Annotated in this window: 16 protein-coding genes; 8 read left to right on the top strand and 8 right to left on the bottom strand. The window is 58.8% G+C overall.

Features of this window, described 5'->3' with window-relative positions:
• Positions 1–50: 50 nt before the first annotated feature.
• Genes BW958_RS00845 through BW958_RS00835 form a run of 3 tightly spaced genes read right to left on the bottom strand, consistent with a single transcriptional unit; the run spans position 51 to position 3,063 of the window.
• On the bottom strand, positions 51–752 hold the full coding sequence (locus tag BW958_RS00845) for an L-ribulose-5-phosphate 4-epimerase (RefSeq protein ID WP_076573412.1): 702 nt from the start codon (positions 750–752) through the stop codon (positions 51–53).
• A 41-nt stretch (positions 753–793) separates the two neighbouring features.
• Entirely contained in the window at positions 794–1,270 is a 477-nt protein-coding gene (locus BW958_RS00840) for a PTS sugar transporter subunit IIA (RefSeq protein ID WP_076573410.1), read from the bottom strand.
• A gap of 47 nt (positions 1,271–1,317) precedes the next feature.
• The gene (locus tag BW958_RS00835; RefSeq protein ID WP_076573409.1) at positions 1,318–3,063 is read right to left on the bottom strand and encodes a PTS ascorbate-specific subunit IIBC; all 1,746 of its coding nucleotides are present in this window, start codon (positions 3,061–3,063) and stop codon (positions 1,318–1,320) included.
• A 538-nt stretch (positions 3,064–3,601) separates the two neighbouring features.
• On the opposite strand from BW958_RS00835, the gene ulaG reads away from it, so the two are divergent.
• From ulaG to ulaR, 4 genes are all read left to right on the top strand, one after another.
• A complete protein-coding gene (gene ulaG / locus BW958_RS00830; RefSeq protein WP_076573408.1) occupies positions 3,602–4,669 on the top strand; it encodes an L-ascorbate 6-phosphate lactonase in 1,068 nt (355 codons plus the stop codon).
• A 60-nt stretch (positions 4,670–4,729) separates the two neighbouring features.
• Entirely contained in the window at positions 4,730–5,554 is an 825-nt protein-coding gene (locus BW958_RS00825; protein ID WP_076573407.1) for a Cof-type HAD-IIB family hydrolase, read from the top strand.
• Between the two features lie 13 nt (positions 5,555–5,567).
• Positions 5,568–6,440 (top strand): L-ribulose-5-phosphate 3-epimerase, encoded by an 873-nt coding sequence (locus BW958_RS00820; RefSeq protein ID WP_076573406.1) that lies wholly within the window; start codon positions 5,568–5,570, stop codon positions 6,438–6,440.
• Between the two features lie 95 nt (positions 6,441–6,535).
• Complete coding sequence (ulaR, locus tag BW958_RS00815; RefSeq protein WP_076573405.1) at positions 6,536–7,291, top strand: HTH-type transcriptional regulator UlaR; 756 nt, start codon at positions 6,536–6,538, stop codon at positions 7,289–7,291.
• Positions 7,292–7,358: 67 nt separating this feature from the next.
• On the opposite strand, the gene BW958_RS00810 is transcribed toward ulaR, so the two are convergent.
• The 5 genes from BW958_RS00810 to BW958_RS00790 all read right to left on the bottom strand — a co-directional run bounded on the left by BW958_RS00810 (position 7,359) and on the right by BW958_RS00790 (position 13,327).
• Complete coding sequence (locus tag BW958_RS00810) at positions 7,359–8,381, bottom strand: aldose epimerase family protein (protein ID WP_076573404.1); 1,023 nt, start codon at positions 8,379–8,381, stop codon at positions 7,359–7,361.
• A gap of 9 nt (positions 8,382–8,390) precedes the next feature.
• Complete coding sequence (gene tal, locus BW958_RS00805) at positions 8,391–9,344, bottom strand: transaldolase (protein WP_076573403.1); 954 nt, start codon at positions 9,342–9,344, stop codon at positions 8,391–8,393.
• Between the two features lie 87 nt (positions 9,345–9,431).
• Positions 9,432–10,931, bottom strand: a complete 1,500-nt coding sequence (araA, locus tag BW958_RS00800) for an L-arabinose isomerase (RefSeq protein WP_076573402.1) — start codon at positions 10,929–10,931, stop codon at positions 9,432–9,434.
• An 18-nt stretch (positions 10,932–10,949) separates the two neighbouring features.
• Positions 10,950–11,651 (bottom strand): L-ribulose-5-phosphate 4-epimerase, encoded by a 702-nt coding sequence (locus BW958_RS00795; protein ID WP_076573401.1) that lies wholly within the window; start codon positions 11,649–11,651, stop codon positions 10,950–10,952.
• Positions 11,648–13,327 (bottom strand): ribulokinase, encoded by a 1,680-nt coding sequence (locus BW958_RS00790; protein ID WP_076573400.1) that lies wholly within the window; start codon positions 13,325–13,327, stop codon positions 11,648–11,650. The genes BW958_RS00795 and BW958_RS00790 overlap by 4 nt, the downstream gene beginning before the upstream one ends.
• Before the next feature lie 368 nt (positions 13,328–13,695).
• On the opposite strand from BW958_RS00790, the gene BW958_RS00785 reads away from it, so the two are divergent.
• The 4 genes from BW958_RS00785 to araC all read left to right on the top strand — a co-directional run bounded on the left by BW958_RS00785 (position 13,696) and on the right by araC (position 18,347).
• A complete protein-coding gene (locus BW958_RS00785; protein ID WP_076573399.1) occupies positions 13,696–14,679 on the top strand; it encodes an arabinose ABC transporter substrate-binding protein in 984 nt (327 codons plus the stop codon).
• Between the two features lie 48 nt (positions 14,680–14,727).
• On the top strand, positions 14,728–16,230 hold the full coding sequence (gene araG, locus BW958_RS00780) for an L-arabinose ABC transporter ATP-binding protein AraG (protein WP_076573398.1): 1,503 nt from the start codon (positions 14,728–14,730) through the stop codon (positions 16,228–16,230).
• Positions 16,231–16,253: 23 nt separating this feature from the next.
• The gene (araH, locus tag BW958_RS00775; protein WP_076573397.1) at positions 16,254–17,261 is read left to right on the top strand and encodes an L-arabinose ABC transporter permease AraH; all 1,008 of its coding nucleotides are present in this window, start codon (positions 16,254–16,256) and stop codon (positions 17,259–17,261) included.
• A gap of 213 nt (positions 17,262–17,474) precedes the next feature.
• A complete protein-coding gene (araC, locus tag BW958_RS00770; protein ID WP_372628824.1) occupies positions 17,475–18,347 on the top strand; it encodes an arabinose operon transcriptional regulator AraC in 873 nt (290 codons plus the stop codon).
• Positions 18,348–18,388: the final 41 nt, after the last annotated feature.

The following is an 18,388-nucleotide window of genomic DNA, read 5'->3' as shown; positions in this document are numbered from 1 at the left end:
GCCCGTGGCAGTTGCCACCCGACAATCGGGGTATCCGTTTAATTCAACGATTAGGCGTCGCTACGCTGGCCGTAGTAAGCGTTGGCGCCGTGTTTTCTGAAGTAGTGCTTGTCCGACAGTGACTGGTCGATATGAATGGCCGGGTTGAGCAGACGGGTCGAGAGCGCCATGGCGGCGACCTCTTCGAGAACCAGTGCGTTGTGGACCGCATCGACGGCACTCTTGCCCCAGCAGAAGGGAGCGTGTCCGGTGATCACCACGCCGGGCACGGCGGCCGGATCGAGATCGCGCTGTCCGAACTCCTCGACAATCACCTCACCGGTGTGCAGCTCGTAATCCTCGCGGATCTCCTGCTCGCTCAGCGGCCGGGTGCAGGGAATGTCGCCGTAAAAATAGTCCGCATGGGTGGTGCCGAGCGCGGGAATGTCCATCCCGGCCTGAGCCCAGATGGTGCCGTGGCGCGAGTGGGTGTGAACAATGCCGCCGATGGCGCTAAAAGCACGATAGAGCACCAGATGCGTGGCGGTATCGCTGGAAGGATTAAGGCGCCCTTCCACCACCTGGCCGTTCAAATCAACCACCACAATATCGTCGACCGTCATCTGCTCGTAAGAGACCCCCGATGGCTTGATGGCCATCACGCCACGCGCGCGATCGATCTGGGAAACATTGCCCCACGTGAGCGTTACCAGACCGTGGCGCGGCAACAGCAGGTTGGCTTCCAGCACGGTCTCTTTCAATTGCTTGTACATCTTCGCTCTCCTGCGCCCCTTGCGGGGCGCCTTGTCACGACTCAGGCCGGCTGTGCCAGGGCCTCGTCAATCACCTGGAATACCGCTTCGCGGCTCTGGCACACCCGCAACTTGTCGAGGTTGATCCCGGTTTCGCTCTGCTCATCTTCCAGCACCTGAGTGACCTCCATCAGCCCCTCCATGTGCTCATCCGAGGTGCTGCCTGCCAACGTGATCAGCACATCGACCGGCTCATCTTCGCCTTCAAAGTGGACCGGCGTACTCAGGGTCACCAGGGAAAATGCGGTGCGATTCACACCGTTTTCCGGGCGGGCATGCGGCATGGCGAACTGCGGCGCAATCACGATATAGGGCCCCATCTTCTCGATGCTGCTGATGATGGCCTCGTGATAACGGGGCTCGACCGCGCCGGAGGCGATCAGCATGTCGGTACCGAGCTTGATGGCCTCGCGCCAGTTTGCCGCCTTGGCGTTGAGCAGTACCGAGTCGTTATCGATCAAAGATTGCTTGAATTTCATACCTTTCTCCTTGCCCGCCACCATAGCGTGGCGGGACTACAACGGGGTTAACGGGTGAAGTTCTGGTTGATAAGGCCGAGCAGTTCATCACCGAACGATTGCGGGTTGAGCATGTTCTGAACCCCCAGCACAAACTTGCCATCGCCCGGGTGCATTTCACCGGCCAGGTGCTTGGAAGAGACGATGATGTCAGTGGTCGCCAGCTTGGACTTGTAATCTGCCACAGCGCAGGAATCCATGATGTGCGGCACACCCCGTTGCTCAAGGAACTTGCCTATCTTCATTTTCATCATCATGGACGAGCCCTGACCGTTGCCGCACACCGCGAGAATACGCACGGCGTGGCCGCTGCCCATGGCAACCGGCGCACCATCATCGTCGGCACCAGCGTTGGCAACCGGCAGGTCAGCTGCAGCGTCTTCTTCTGCACGCAGGGTCCGGGAGGCGAAGTACATGTAGACCCCGGCACCGGCCAGCAGCACCACGAAGAAGAACGAGGAGAAGGAGAGACCTTGCAACACCACCGGGAACACCAGCGCCCAGTCCGCCATCCCCATCCAGCCGTTGAAGGCGGTGCCATGCTGGGCAAACAGGTGAATGGCCCAGGCCGACCCCAGCACTTCGATGATGCCCATGACAAAGCAGATCTTCATCACCGCTCTCCAGCCACCAAAGTGGTTGGCGAACACGCCGATGGTGGCGTTGGAGAAGAACATCGGGATAAAGCCCGGGATGATCATGATGGGGGACTGGAACACCAGCAGGCCAATGACCGCCAGGAACTGGCCCAAGGTACCCCAGATGAAACCGAACACCATGGCGTTAGGCGAGTAGGCATAGATGGCGGCGCAGTCGATGGCCAGTACGGCGTTCGGAATCACTCGCTCGGAGATCCCCTTAAACGCTTCCGAGAGCTCGGCCACGAACATCCGCACCCCGGCGACGATCACCTGAATGGCCACGGCAAACTTGAGGCCGGTTTCAAGGATATAGATGGTCCAGTGGGTGGGACCGGCCATCTTCTGCAGGTTATCCAGACCAAACGAGAGCAGGATGATGCCAAAGAACACGGTCATCACGATGGCGGTCGCGGTGATGCTGTCGTGGAAGATGTGCAGCCATTTGGGCAGCTTGAGCTGATCCACGCTGTCTTCACGATCGCCAAGACGCGGCGCCAGTTTGGTGGCAATCCAGGAGGCAACCTGTTGTTGGTGACCGATAGAGAAACCGGCACCACCGGTGACCGCCTGGGTCGGCTTGAACATGATGTTGGAGGAGATCCCCCAATAGAGCGCCATGATCACGGCCGAATAGATGATGGTTTCCCACATGGAAGCACCCATCACCAGATAGAAGACCGCCACCAGCCCGACTTGCTGGAACATGATGTGGCCGGTGAGCATGATGGTGCGAATCCCGGTAAAGCGGCGCAGCACCACCAGCAGGATGTTAAACCCCAGCGCCAACAGCACCGCATAGCCGACCCAGGAGTAGTTATCCTTCATGGTCTCCATGGTGGCCATCATGGTGGTGTAGGGGTCGATGACCGAACCGGTCAGATGATGATACTCCGAGATTTTTTCAATCACCGGTTTAAAGCCGGCCACCAGGGTGGTCGAACCGACCTGCACCAGCATAAAGCCGACGATGGTCTTGATCGTGCCCTTGATAACGGTGGTGCCATCGCGCCGCAGCAGCAGGTAGCCGATGCAGGTCACCAGCCCCAGTAGCAGCGGTGCCTTGGTCATCACCTGACTGTAGAAAATGTAAAAAACGTTGTAGAGGGTTTCCATATCGTTGCTCCGTCCAAAATGAGGACAACTCATTGCTATTGGATTAGAGGGCTGATGTCACCGTATATCCGGGCATCCCCTTCTTTACTCTCACCAGGGCGGCATGACTGTTACCACCCTCATAAAACTCACAACGAATCATATAGAATCATTTTATGATTTTTTGTGATGAAGATCTTGCCTAGAAAAACTCCTATCCTGCTCATTTTTTCTAAACAGAATCATCACTTGCAAATAATTCTTCCTGCCATCGGCACCCAAGGCCCCCTCACCACCACCAATGAATTCAATGCACTCAAAATAAAAACACAGTAAAATCAATAAAATAACCCTAAACCCCCGATGACACTCTCTGGGATTATGCAGCGACAATCACAAAACAATCATGGTAATCATTGATAATCAAAAAACGCATTGATATAGTCACCGCAAGTCAAAAGTAATCATGAGTGCGCAACAACGCGCACCATGCGGTCGTCAAGACCCACTGCCGACACCCGGCGGCGGGCCATAGCATCCAAACCAGAAGGTATGTCCAATGAGCAAGATTGATGAAATCACCCGTGAATCATGGATCCTCAGCACCTTCCCTGAGTGGGGAACCTGGCTGAATGAAGAGATCGAGCAAGAAGAGGTTAAGCCGAATACCTTCGCCATGTGGTGGCTCGGCTGTACCGGGATTTGGTTGAAGTCAGCCGGCAATACCAACATCTCCATCGACTTCTGGTGCGGTACTGGCAAGAAAACCCACGGCAATCCCTATATGAACAAGCAGCACCAGATGATGCGCATGGGCGGAGTCCGTAAGCTGCAACCTAACCTGAGAACCTCGCCGTTTGTGCTCGATCCGTTCGGGATCAAGCAGATTGATGCGGTACTGGCCACTCATGATCACGCAGATCACATTGATGTAAACGTTGCCGCCGCCGTGCTGCAAAACTGTGGTTCCCACGTCAAGTTCATTGGTCCGCAAGCCTGCGTCAACCTATGGAAGAAGTGGGGTGTCCCGGCCGAGCGCTGCATTGTGGCCAAGGTGGGTGACAATATTGAGGTCGGTGATATCACCATCCAGGTACTCGATGCGTTCGACCGCACCGCCCTGGTCACCCTGCCGGCCGGCGTCTCCTCCTATGACAAGGAGATCCTCGATGGTATGGATCAGCGCGCCGTCAACTATCTGGTGAAAACCAGCGGCGGCAACCTCTACCACTCCGGTGACTCCCACTACTCCAACTACTACGCCAAACACGGTAACGACAACCAGATCGACGTGGCGCTGCTCTCTTACGGTGAAAACCCGCGCGGTGTCACCGACAAGATGACCGCCTCCGATATCCTGCGCGCCGGCGAGTCGCTCAATGCCAAGGTGGTGATCCCGTTCCACCACGATATTTGGGCTAACTTCCAAAGCGATCCCCGTGAAATTGAAGTGCTGTGGAACATGAAAAAAGAGCGTCTCGGCTACGGTTTTAGCCCCTTCTTCTGGCAAGTGGGCGGCAAGTACACCTTCCCGACCGATCAGAGCCGGATGCACTACCAGCACCCGCGCGGCTTTGACGACATCTTCGTCGACGAGCCGGAACTGCCCTACAAGTCCTTCCTGTAAGACCCGTGCGCCACGGCCATTGCCGTGGCGCCGCTTTGCTGCCCACGCGAGAGGCTCACCATGCACTATCAAGCCCTGGCCCTGGATCTCGATGGCACCACCCTCACCAGCGACCATACCATCCAGCCAGCTATCAGCGAGGCGATTCGCCGCATCAGCCAGCAGGCTACCGTGCTGCTGGTCACCGGCCGTCACCACACCGCCGCCCACCCCTTTCACCATCAGCTCGGTCTCGATACGCCAGTCATCAGCTGCAACGGGACCTATGTCTATGACTATGCCCGCCGACAAATCCTGGCCTGTGACGCGGTGCCCCGTGAAGAGGCCACCCGCTTTATCGAGCTGGCCCGTGCGCACCACCTCAACATCGTGATGTATCTGAACGATTGCATGGTCTATCCGGCCGGGACCCCGGTGCGCTACATGGAGGCGATGGGGCGCTGGGCCAGCCAGTTTCCCGACGCGATTCGCCCGCAGGTAAAACCGGTGGCATCGCTTGAGCAAGCGCTCGCTCGCAGCAGCCATGTGTGGAAGTTCGTGGTGGAAGGGGAGATGGCAGAGGTGAGCGAATTGGCCAGCCACCCCTGGATAAAACAACACTTTTGCGCCGAGCAGTCGTGGCGCAATCGCATGGATTTTGCCCGCGCAGGCAACAGCAAGGGAGCTCGCCTGGCCGAGCTGCTGACCCAGCTGGATATCTCACCTGAGCGCGTGGTCGCCATCGGTGATAACCACAACGACATCTCGATGCTGACCCTGGCCGGTCTGGGTGTGGCCATGGCCAACTCGGACGAGCCGGTGCGCCGCGCCGCCCAGCACATTACCGCCGAAGACCACAACGGTCGCGGCATTCTCGACACCTTGACCCGTTGCTTTGCCATCTGATCCCGGAGCCACTATGCACAACTTTGACAAGCCCTTCCGCCTTGGGCTCTACGAAAAGGCGCTGCCGGTCAACCTCGACTGGGAAGAGAAGATCCTCTCGGCCAAGGAGCTTGGATTTGATTTTATCGAGATGTCGGTTGACGAAACCGATGAGAAACTGGCACGGCTTTCGTGGAGTGACGTGGAGATCTACCGGCTGCGCCACCTGTGCGAAAAACACAACTTTCCGCTGCAATCTATGTGCTTGAGCGCCCATCGCCGCTTCCCGTTTGGCTCAAGCGATCCGGCCATCCGCCAACAAGCCCACACCATCATGGAGCAGGCGATCAACCTAGCTTACAAGCTCGGCATCCGCTGTATTCAGTTGGCCGGTTACGATGTCTATTACGAGCCGCAAAGTGCGCAAACCCACCAGCATTTTATTGAAGGGATGAAGGCCGCCACCCGCATGGCCGAGCGCGCTGGTGTGATGCTCGGGGTCGAGATTATGGATACCCCCTATCTCAACTCCCTGAGCAAATTTGAGGTGCTGAAAAAAGCGATCCCCTCCCCCTACTTCATGGCCTATCCGGACGTGGGCAATATCACAGGTTGGAACTACGACACCTGCACCGAGCTGCGCTTAAGCTGCGAGCACATCGTACAGATCCACCTGAAAGATACCCGCAAGGTGAGCGGCGACTATCAGGGGCAGTTTCGCGACCTGGTGATCGGTGAAGGGGAAGTGGACTTTGCCGCCATCTTCCAGACGCTGGTCGATATCGGCTACAACGGGCCACTGGTGCTGGAGATGTGGGCCAAGGATGAGCAGTGGGCGCGCAACCTGCAACAGGCCAGAGCGCGGCTGCTTGAGACCGGTCTGCGTGCCGGTTTGGCACTGGCGTAACCATCATGTCTTCAAAAGCATCCCGACAACAGCTGTCATTCATGCCGGTGCGCGATATAATCACGCCAAAATCAGATGCAATCATCAGGCACGTCATGACTGAAGCCCAGCGCCACAGCGCCATTCTGGATCTGCTCAACCAACAGCGCCATCTCTCGGTAAGCAGCATAATGCAAGCCTTTGATATCTCACCGGCTACCGCCCGCCGTGACATCAATAAGCTGCATGACACCGGCCGGCTGCGCAAGGTGCGCAACGGCGCCGAAGCGCTGGAGCAGGCCAAAACCCACTGGTCGCCCCTAAGCAGCCATGAGAGTCTCAATCACAGCGAGAAGATGCGTATCGCCCAAGCGGCGGCGAACCTGATCCAACCGGGCGAAAGTGCCGTCATCAACTGTGGCTCGACCGCCTTTGTACTCGGCCAACAGCTTTGCGGGCAGGATATTCAGGTCATCACCAACTACTTTCCGCTCGCCAACTACCTGATTGAGCACGACCATGACGGCGTGGTGATCATCGGCGGCCAGTACAATAAATCCCAGTCCATCACTCTGGCGCCGCAAGACGAGATCTCCTCGCTCTATGCCGGCCACTGGATGTTTACCAGCGGCAAGGGGATTACCGCCGACGGGCTTTACAAGATGGACATGCTGACCGCCATGGCCGAGCAGAAGATGCTCAACCATATCGGCCGCTTGGTGGTGCTGGCCGACAGCAGCAAGCTGGGACAACGGGCAGGCATGCTGTTCTGCCCCGCCGAGCGCATCGATATCCTGATCACCGGTCACGATGCCGATCCTCAGGTGCTCGATCAGCTGCGCGCCAAGGGCGTCGAGATCATGCTGGTGTAACCCTGACTGCTCAAACAGCAGGGCCGACGTGTGATACGTCGGCCCTTTTTTCATCTGCACGGTGCCATCAGAGCGTCAGTAGTTGAAACGAGGTGCGTTGATGATAGGCGCGCTGTGGCGAGTAGAGACAGTCGCCCTTCAAAAGCGGCATGTTGACCTGATCCGGATAACACTGGGTCTCAAGACAGATGCCGCTGTGCTTGCCATAACGCCGCTCTTCGTGACCCACCTCGCCGCTCAAGGCATTACCGGTATAGACCTGAATACCCGGTTGATCGGTCTGAACCATCAGCGCCAAGCCACTGTGCGGGCAGACCAGCCGCGCAGCCGGCTCGCTGCTCTGGTCCAGACACCAGCAGTGATCAAATCCGCCCACCAGTGCAACCTGCGCCTCATCGCTGTCAATTCGCTCACCCAAGCGCACCGGCAGGCGCAGATCCATCGCACTGCCCGCTACCGGTAACCGGGCCGTCGGCAGCAATCCGGCGTCGATGGCAAGATAGTGGTGCGCCGCCACGCTTAAGAGATGCTCGGCAATGCCCACCTCGCCGCCACTTAAATTGAAGTAGCTGTGCTGGGTCAGGTTGATGGGCGCCAGTCGATCCACCGAAGCCTGATACTCAAGCAGCAGACGATTTTCATCATCGAATGTCATGGTGAGGGTCACCTGCAGGTTGGCCGGATAACCGGCTTCGCCTGCAGCCACCTCGCAGACCAGTGTCAGCGTGTGCCGGTCATGGCCGAGCACCCGCCAGCGGCGCAGATGCAGGCCGCCACTGGCACCGTGCAGATGGTTGCCGTTTTCATTGACCGCCAGTTGAACCGTGCGGCCATCAAGCTCAAAGCGCCCGGCGCGGATGCGGTTGGCCCACGGGCCGACCACGGCCCCCATATACGTGCGGGTGGCAAAGTAGTGCTCGGGACTTGCAAACCCCATCACCACGTTGACCGGTTTTTCATTGCCGCCACGCACCCAGAAATTGACGATGGTGGCGCCAAGGTCAGACACATCGACCCGACTGCCCTGTGCATTGTGCAGGCTGTAGAGTTGATACTCCCCCCACGCCTGATGCAGTGCCTGCGTTGCCATGATGCCTCCCTAGCCCAAGCGGCTTGCCAGCAACTGTTCGAGTTTTTCCTGATCCGCTGCAAACAGCCGGATCCCCTCGGCCAGCTTTTCGGTCGCCATCGCGTCCTGATTGTGCTGCCAGCGAAACTCATTTTCACTCATGCGGGCCGGACGCTCGTCGCGCACCCCGTCATCCACCAACTTGGCCTCCAGCACCCCGCTCTCTTCGGCCAGCGCTTTGAGCAGCGGCGGACTGATGGTCAGCCGATCACACCCGGCCAGCGCCAGCACTTCACCGGCGCTGCGAAAGCTCGCCCCCATCACCACGGTCGGGTAGTCGTGACGCTTGTAGTAGCGGTAAATGGCGCGCACCGACAGCACACCCGGATCTTGCTCGGGGGCATACTCTTCGCCGGTTTTGGCCTTGTACCAATCGAGGATGCGACCCACGAACGGAGAGATGAGGGTGACGCTAGCTTCGGCGCAGGCGCGCGCCTGGGCAAAGCTAAACAACAGCGTCAGGTTGCAGGCGATCCCTTCGCGCTCTAACTGTTCGGCGGCGCGAATCCCCTCCCAGGTGGACGCGATTTTGATCAGCACCCGCGAAGCCGGAATGCCCTGCTCGGCATAGAGCCTGATAAGGCGGCGCGCCTTGGCCACCGTAGCCTCGGTATCAAACGAGAGGCGGGCATCGACCTCAGTCGAGATGCGGCCGGGAATGTGTTTGAGCACCTCGCAGCCGATGGCCACAATCAGCCTATCCGCAGCGCAGGCAATCTGCTTGTTGTGCTCGCTGTGGGCGGCACGGGCCTCCTCCATCACCCGCTCCAGCAGCGGCGCATAGTCGGGGTGGCTGACGGCTTTTAAGATCAGCGACGGGTTGGTGGTGGCGTCATCGGGCTGGTAGGTCAGGATGGCGGGCAGTTCGCCGGTGTCGGCGACAACGGTGGTCAACCGCCGTAATTGGTCGAGAAGCGTAGGCATGAATCACTCCTTGATGTCAGTAAAATCCGAAAAAGGAAACGGCGGCACAAAGACCGCCGTTGGCAAACTGGCCGCAGGTTCAGCGCCTTAGCGGCAAAGCTTGTAGTAGACCTCGTTCCACTGCAGCGCCTGCTTAAGAGCCGGGATGGTGGTTTGTTCATCAATCAGCACAAACTCGATACCGAGGAAGTCAGCGAAGATACGCAGATACTCTTCATCGAGCGCCTGGGTAAAGACCGAGTGGTGCGCCGCGCCAGCCAGGATCCAGGCTTCGGCCCCCACTTCCAGATTCGGTTTCGGATCCCACAGGGCGCAGGCCACCGGCAGTTTGGGCAGTTTTTGCGGCAGTTCGACCACGTCGAGCTTGTTGACCACCAGACGGAAGCGGTTGCCCATGTCGATCAGGCTGGCGTTGTAGCCAGTACCGGCCGGCGCGGCGAACAGCAAGCGGGCGGGCGGCGCCTTCTTGCCAATGCCCAGATGCTGCACATCCAGCACCGGCTTGGCGGCGGCAATCGACGGACACACTTCCAGCATGTGGGCGCCGAGCACCAGATTGCGTCCCTCTTCCAGGTGATAGGTGTAATCCTCCATAAAGGAGGTGCCGCCCGGCAGACCTTGCCCCATCACCTTGAGGGTGCGCAGCAGGGCAGCGGTTTTCCAGTCCCCTTCGGCGCCAAAGCCGAAACCCGCCGCCATCAGGCGCTGCGAGGCCAGACCCGGCAACTGATGCATGCCGTGCAGGTCTTCAAAGGTGGTGGTGAAGGCGCCAAAGCCGCCCTTGGTCAGGAAGTTGCGCATCCCGAGCTCTTGGCGCGCCGCTTCATAGAGCGATTCACGATGGGCGCCGCCAACCCTGACTGCGTCAGTCAGGGTGTAGCTGGCTTCATACTCGTCGAGCAGGGCATCGATATCCCCCACGCTCACGGCGCTGATTTCGCGCACCAGATCGCCCACCGGGTGGTAGTTAACCTGATAACCAAAGCGGATCTGGGCTTCTACCTTGTCCCCTTCGGTGACGGCCACGTGGCGCATGTTGTCGCCAAAGCGGGCAATCTTGAGCGAGCGACTCTCGTCAATGGCGCTGGCCACCCGCATCCAGCGGGCAATCTTGGCGTGCACGCCCTTGTCTTCCCAATAGCCGACCACCACGGTACGTGGCAGGCGCAGACGGGCCCCCATGAAACCGAACTCGCGGCCACCGTGGGCGGTCTGGTTCAGGTTCATAAAGTCCATATCGATGTCGTTCCACGGCAGATCACGGTTGAACTGGGTGTGGAACTGCAGCAGCGGTTTGTCGAGTTGGCTTAAGGCCGGGATCCACATCTTGGCCGGCGAGAAGGTGTGCATCCACACCATCACCCCGACACAGGCATTGTTGTGGTTGGCATCGCGGGCAATCGCGGTGATCTCGTCAATGGTGGTGCCGGTGGGCTTGAGCACAATGTTAAGTGGCAAACCGGCAGTGCGATTGAGGGTATCGGTCACGGTCTGGGCGTGATCAGCCACCTGACGCAAGGTTTCGGCGCCATACAGATTCTGGCTGCCAATCACAAACCACACTTCACGCTGTTTCAAAACATCCATCTTGATTTTCCTCGAAAGTCACTGGCCGCGAGTCTGGCCGTAATAGGCATGCTTGCCATGCTTGCGCTGGTAATGTTTCTCCAGCATGTAATCGGGCAGGCGGGCGGCCTGCGGGTTAATCTGCAACGTCATCCAGGCCATGCGGGCGATCTCTTCGAGCACCACGGCGTTATGGACTGCCTGATGCGGATCCTTACCCCAACTGAACGGACCGTGGTTGGCAATCAGAATGCCGGGCACGGTGAGCGGCGCGGTATCGCACAGGGTCTCGACAATCAGATGGCCGGTCAGCCCTTCGTAGTCCTCGGCCACCTCACCCGGTGTGAGCAACCGTGAGCAAGGCACATCGCCGTGGAAATAATCAGCCTGAGTCGTGCCAAAGATCGGCACCGGACGCTGGGCCTGAGCCCACGCGGTGGCATGGCTGGAGTGGGTGTGCACCACCCCACCGATGTCGGGATAGCGGCGATAGAGCACCAGATGGGTGGGGGTGTCGGAGGAGGGGCGCAGCTGCCCCTCAATCCGGTTGCCATCAAGATCGAGCACCACCATGTCGTCGATCCCCATGTGGTCATACTCCACGCCGCTCGGTTTGATCACCACCAGGCCCCGCTCGCGGTCAATACCGCTCACATTGCCCCAGGTGAAGGTCACCAGCCGGTGGCGCGGCAGGTCGAGGTTTGCCTCAAGCACCTGCTGCTTGAGTTGGGCCAGGCTCATACGTGCAGCTCCTCGGCGTTATAGAGCGGCTCGCACGCGGCAACCCAGGCAAGATAGCGCTGGTAGATGGCCTCGTAAGCCGGCACCCGCTCGGGGTTGGGCAGATAGGTCTGCTCGACCTTGCTGGCCATCTGCGCCTGCGCCGTGCCCATATCAGGAATGACGCCGGCCGCGACGGCAGCAAACACCGCAGCGCCCAGTGCGCAGCACTGGTCAGAGGCCACCACCTGGATCGGCCGGTTCATCACATCGGCGCACACCTGCATCACCACCGCTGACTTACGGGCAATGCCACCTAAGGCAATCACCTGCTCAACCGGCACCTGCTGCGTGGTCATGCACTCCATGATGGCGCGTGCGCCGCAAGCGGTGGCCACAATCAGGGCGCCAAACAGATCGGGCGCGCTGGTGCCAAGGTTCAGCCCGCTCACCACGCCCTTGAGGCGCTGGTTGGCATACGGGGTACGGCGGCCGTTAAACCAGTCGAGCACCAGCGGCAAACTGGAGAGATCGGCATGGCGATCCCACGCCTGACTAAGCTGCGGCAGCAGTTTTTGCCGGTATTGATCAAGGGCGGTGCGCAGCTCCGGATATTGGGTGGCGAGCTGCTCCAGCGGCCAGGCCAACAGGCGCTGATACCAGGCATAGATATCGCCAAAGGCGGATTGACCGGCCTCAAGACCAATCATGCCGGGCAGCACGCTGCCATCGACCTGACCACAGATACCGGCAATCGCCCGGCCACCGATGGTCTGCGCGTCAGCCATCAGGATGTCGCAGGTTGAGGTCCCAATCACCTTGACCAGCGCATGGCGTCCGGCGCCAGCACCGACGGCGCCCATGTGACAGTCAAACGCGCCACCGGCCACCACCACATTGGCTGGCAGGTGCAACCGCTCGGCCCACTCAGGGGTGAGCGATCCCACCGGAAGGTCGGCGGTCCAGGTATCGGTAAAGAGCGGATAGTCCAGATCGCGGGTCAGCAGCGGATCGAGCGCATTGAGAAAATCGGCAGGCGGCAGGCCACCCCACTCAGGGTGCCAAAGCGACTTATGACCGGCCGAGCAGCGACCACGGCGAATGTTGGCCGGGGCTTCGGTACCGGTCAGGAGCGCCGGCACCCAGTCACACAGCTCAATCCAGTTGCAGGCAGCGTCACGCACCGCAGTATCGGCCCGCGAAACGTGCAGGATCTTGGCCCAGAACCACTCCGAGGAGTAGATACCGCCGATATAACGGCTGTAGTCGGCAAACTGACCACTGTGGCACAGAGCGGTGATCGCCTCGGCCTCGGCAATCGAGGTGTGATCTTTCCACAGCACAAACATGGCGTTGGGGTTGTCAGCAAACTCGGGGCGCAGTGCCAGAACCCGACCCTGCTCGTCGATGGGCGCCGGCGTGGAGCCTGTGGTATCGACCCCGATCCCGCGCACACCGGCACGCTGCGCCGGTGTCAGTTGTCCCACGACAGCCACCACCGCCTGCTCCATCGATTCGATGTAGTCGAGGGGGTGATGGCGGAAACGGTTGTGCACCGGATCGCTGTAACGGCCTTCGCTCCAGCGCGGGTAATTGACAACATGAGTCGCCAGTTCGGCACCATCCCGGCAGCGCACTGCCAGGGCACGCACTGAATCAGTGCCAAAATCCAAACCGATGACAATTTGCTCTGGCATGGTGTTCTCCTGATTTTAGTAAATAGTGGGAACGTCGCTGCCAGACACAATAGGAGATGGCTAATTGGCCGGTTAGTAATAGTTAGCTACAAATATGGACGAATATGCTTTAGTCCCTATTTGTGATCAAACTAGCAATTTCCTATATATGACGTTTCTGCTGAACATATAGATAAATCCGCTGTTATTACCGAGCGTGATCCTGATCGCTATTCTCCTCGAACTTTATGGCTAAAAATAACACCGCTGCAAACACCAAGAGTGCAAGTTGTTGTTTTTTATGAAACTGATAAAAAACCCCTTGGTTGCAACCATGTAGAGCATCAAATGGACACTACCGAAAGACAATAAATCTTGGAGGCCTTTCCATGAATAAACTGGTTAAAAGCTTACTGGCTGCAGGTCTAATGCTGGGTATGGCGAATTCTGCTCTTGCGGCTGAGGCATTAAAGCTCGGCTATTTAGTAAAACAACCGGAAGAACCCTGGTTCCAGACCGAATGGGCATTTGCCGATAAAGCCGGTAAGGATCTCGGCTTTGATGTCATTAAAATTGCTGTCCCCGATGGTGAAAAAACCCTGAATGCTATCGACAGCCTGGCGGCTAATGGCGCCAAGGGCTTTGTTATCTGCACCCCGGACCCGAAACTCGGCCCGGCCATCATGGCCCGTGCCAAGAGCCTCGATATGAAGGTGATCACGGTCGATGACCAGTTCGTCAACGCCAAGGGTCAGCCCATGACCAATGTGCCGCTGGTGATGATGGCCGCCACCAAGATCGGTGAGCGTCAGGGTCAAGAGCTCTACAAGGAGATGACCAACCGCAAGTGGGACCCGAAGGTCTCTGGCGTGCTGGCCATTACCGCCAACGAGCTCGATACCGCTCGTCGCCGTGTTGAAGGCTCGCTGAGTGCCCTCAAGGCAGCAGGCTTCCCGGCCGGCCAAATCTACAGTGTTCCGACCAAGTCCAACGACATTCCGGGCGCACTGGATGCCGCCAACTCCATGCTGGTTCAGCATCCTGAAGTGAAAAACTGGCTGGTGGTCGGTATGAACGACAACACCGTGCTCGGCGGTATTCGCGCCACCGAAGGTCAGGGCTTCAAGGCCGACAACGTGATCGGTATCGGCATCAACGGCGTCGATGCGGTCAACGAGCTCTCCAAGTCCAAACCGACCGGCTTCTTCGGCTCCCTGCTGCCGAGCCCGGACGTACATGGCTACAAGAGCATCCAGATGCTGCATGACTGGGTTGCCAAGGGCGCAGAGCCGGCCAAGTTCACCGAAGTGACCGACGTGGTGCTGATCACCCGCGAAAACTTCAAAGAAGAGCTCAAGAAGAAAGGTCTGTAATCATCAGCACCGGCATGGGGGCGACCCCATGCCGGGTGGAGTGTCACTATGAACCAGTCTGTACCCTATCTGCAGTTTTGTGACATCAGCAAGGAGTTCCCCGGAGTGAAAGCCTTGCAGAATGTCTCCTTCTCCTGCCAGGAAGGAACGGTGCACGCGCTCATGGGTGAAAATGGCGCCGGCAAATCCACACTGCTGAAGATTCTCAGCGGTTTCCAAAAACCCAGTGCCGGCACGATTCTGCTGGGCGGCAATCCGGTCAGTTTCGACACCACCGCCGACGCCCTGCACAGCGGTATCGCCATCATCTATCAGGAGCTGCATCTGGTCCCTGAGATGACGGTGGCCGAGAACATCTATTTGGGCCAACTGCCCACTCGCCACGGCCTCATCGACAAGGAGCGCCTCTATCAGGATGCCAGCCGCCAGCTGACCCGCCTGGGCATGGATATTGCGCCAGAGACCCCGCTCAAATACCTCTCTCTTGGCCAGTGGCAGATGATTGAAATTGCCAAGGCGCTCACCCGTGACGCCCGTATCATCGCCTTTGACGAGCCCACCAGCAGCCTCTCCTCGCGCGAGATTGAGCAGCTGTTTAGGGTGATTCGCCAGCTGCGTGACGAAGGCAAGGTGATTCTTTATGTCTCGCACCGCATGGATGAAATCTTCGAGCTGTGCGATGCCATTACCGTCTTTAAAGATGGCCAGTATGTGCGCACCTTCGAGCAGATGAGCGATGTAACCCGCGATCTGCTGGTCAAAACCATGGTGGGACGCGAGCTGACCGATATCTATGACTACAGCCCGCGTCCCCACGGGGAGATGGGCCTGGCGGTGCAGGATCTGTGCGGCCCGGGACTGGCCGAGCCGCTTTCGTTCGCGGTGCGCCGCGGCGAGATCCTCGGCATCTTCGGGCTGGTGGGTGCCGGGCGCAGCGAGCTGATGAAACTCATCTTCGGCGCTGAAAAGGCCACCGGCGGCACCATTGCGGTGTATGGCAAAGAGGTGCCAATCCGCAACCCCATCGACGCCATCCACAGTGGCATCATGCTCTGCACCGAAGATCGCAAGGCACTTGGCATCATTCCGATCCATTCGGTGCAGGAGAACATCAACATCAGCGCCCGCCGTCACAAGGCGCGCCTGGGCTGCATCATCGATCAGTCGTGGGAGAACGAGAACGCCCGGCTGCGGATCCGCGACATGAAGGTGAAGACTCCGTCGGCCAATCAGACCATCGCCAACCTCTCCGGTGGCAACCAGCAAAAAGCCATTCTCGGCCGCTGGCTGTCAGAGGACATGAAGGTGATTCTGCTCGACGAACCCACTCGCGGCATCGACGTGGGCGCCAAGAACGAAATCTATAACGTCATCTACGATCTGGCCCGCTCCGGCATCGCCGTGGTGGTGGTCTCCAGCGAGCTGCCAGAAGTGCTGGGGATCTCGGATCGCATCCTGGTGATGCGTGAAGGCCGGGTTGCTGGCGAGCTGCTGCACGGGGAAGCCAACGAGGTCAACACCCTGAACCTGGCCATGCCGGCACGCCACTGAGAACGATTGCTCAATTCAAGGAGATGCATATGGTAACCACCACACATTCTGTAGCGAGCGAGCACAGCGGCGCCGGAGCCCAGACGGTTCGGACCCTGGCCCGCGTCTGGGATCAGTACGGCATGCTGGTGATCTTCGCCATCCTGTTTGCCCTGGCCTGCCTGTTTATTCCCAACTTCAGCAGCCTGATTAACATGAAGGGGTTGGGGCTGGCGGTCTCGATGACCGGCATGGTCGCCTGCGGCATGCTGTTTTGTCTGGCGGCTGGCGAGTTTGATATGTCAGTCGGCTCCATCGTGGCCTGCTCGGGGGTCGCCTGCGCGGTGGCCATCAACCTGACCGAAAGCATCACCATGGGGGTGTTTGCCGGGCTTGGGGTGGGTCTGCTGTTTGGCCTCATCAATGGCATCGTGGTCGCCAAGTTCAAGATCAACGCCCTGATCACCACCCTTGCCACCATGCAGATGGCGCGCGGGATGGGCTATATCATTTCCGATGGTAAGGCGGTCGGGATTGCCGAAGAGTCGTTCTTCGACATCGGTAACTCCGCGTTCTTCGGGATCCCGACTCCGGTCTGGATCACCATCGTCTGCTTCATCCTGTTTGGTCTGCTGCTCAACAAAACCACTTTCGGCCGTAACACCCTGTCGATCGGTGGTAACGAAGAGGCGGCTCGTCTGGCCGGTGTCAATGTGGTGCGCACCAAGGTGATCATCTTCACCATGACCAGCCTGATTGCCTCGCTGGCCGGCATCATCCTGGCCTCACGCATGACCTCGGGCCAGCCGATGACCTCGATTGGCTTCGAGCTCATCGTCATCGCCTCTTGCGTGCTGGGTGGGGTGTCGATGAAGGGCGGGATCGGCAAAATTTCCTATGTCATCGCCGGGGTTCTGATCCTGGGGATAATGGAAAATGCCATGAACCTGCTCAACATCTCGCCGTTTGCCCAGTATGTGGTGCGCGGCCTGATCCTGCTCGCCGCCGTGCTGTTTGACCGTTACAAACAGGTGCGCAAGGCGCGTGTTTAAGGCACTGTCGGAAGGGCCAGCCAGACGCTGGCCCTTCCTGTTTTTGTCCATGTTGCCACGCCGCATCACAACCGGCGTCGCAGCGCAATCATCCATATGGTCGGCAGGAAGTGTGAGCCGTTTCAACCAATCGATTATTGATACAGGGTTTATTAAGCGAGGCAAGCTAGCATGAAAACGATTCCTTGGAACCTGGACATAAGCTACGCCCCCATGATGCCCAAAGATCAACAAGGTGTGCAGAACAATCCCCTGCTGCCCGGGTATGCCTTTGATGCCTTTCTGGTCTCGGGCCTGACCCCGATTGAGCAGGGCAGCGTACTGGATTTCACCATCGACCGCCCGCTCGGGATGAAGGGATATATCATCAATCTCACCACCCGCGGCAAGGGCTATATCTATACCGGAGCGCAAGAGTTGACCGTCGAGCCCGGCGATCTGCTGTTGTTTCCGCCCAACACCATCCACCACTACCGGCGCGCTGATGACAGTGATAGCTGGTATCACCGCTGGGTCTATTTTCGCCCCCGCGCCTACTGGGCTGACTGGCTGAAATGGCCTAATACGCGCGACCACATCGGCTTGATGACGCTGCCCGATGCCGCCACCCGGCAGGAGTTCGATGACCTGTTTCAGGAGATAGAGCAGCGCCATAAAGAGATCCGCCCCATGTCCGAGCAGCTGGCCATGAACCGGCTCGAGCAGCTGCTGATCCGCTGCTATGAGCAGCACGCCCAGGCCAATCAGGCGCCGATGGATCCGCGTATTCTGCAGGCCTGCCAGATCTTGAGCGAATCGCTCTCGACCGAGATATCGATTGAGGAGCTGGCCGAGCGGGTATTTCTCTCCCCTTCGCGTCTTTCGCACCTGTTTCGCTCTCATGTCGGGGTGAGCATCGTGCGCTGGCGCGAGGACCAGCGAGTCATACGCGCCAAGCTGTTGCTACAGACCACGCCGATGCCGATCGCGGTGGTCGGCCAACAGGTGGGCTATGACGATCAGCTCTATTTCTCGCGGGTGTTCAGAAAGCGAGTCGGGTTAAGCCCCAGCGAATACCGCAAAACCACCCACCACTTCTGTAACTAGGCCACCCGGGCCGGGGCAGAGTGCACCGGCCAATTTTTTCA

The organism is Aeromonas sp. RU39B, assembly GCF_900156095.1.
Classification (GTDB): domain Bacteria; phylum Pseudomonadota; class Gammaproteobacteria; order Enterobacterales; family Aeromonadaceae; genus Aeromonas.
This window is presented reverse-complemented; position numbering and strand designations above follow the sequence as displayed.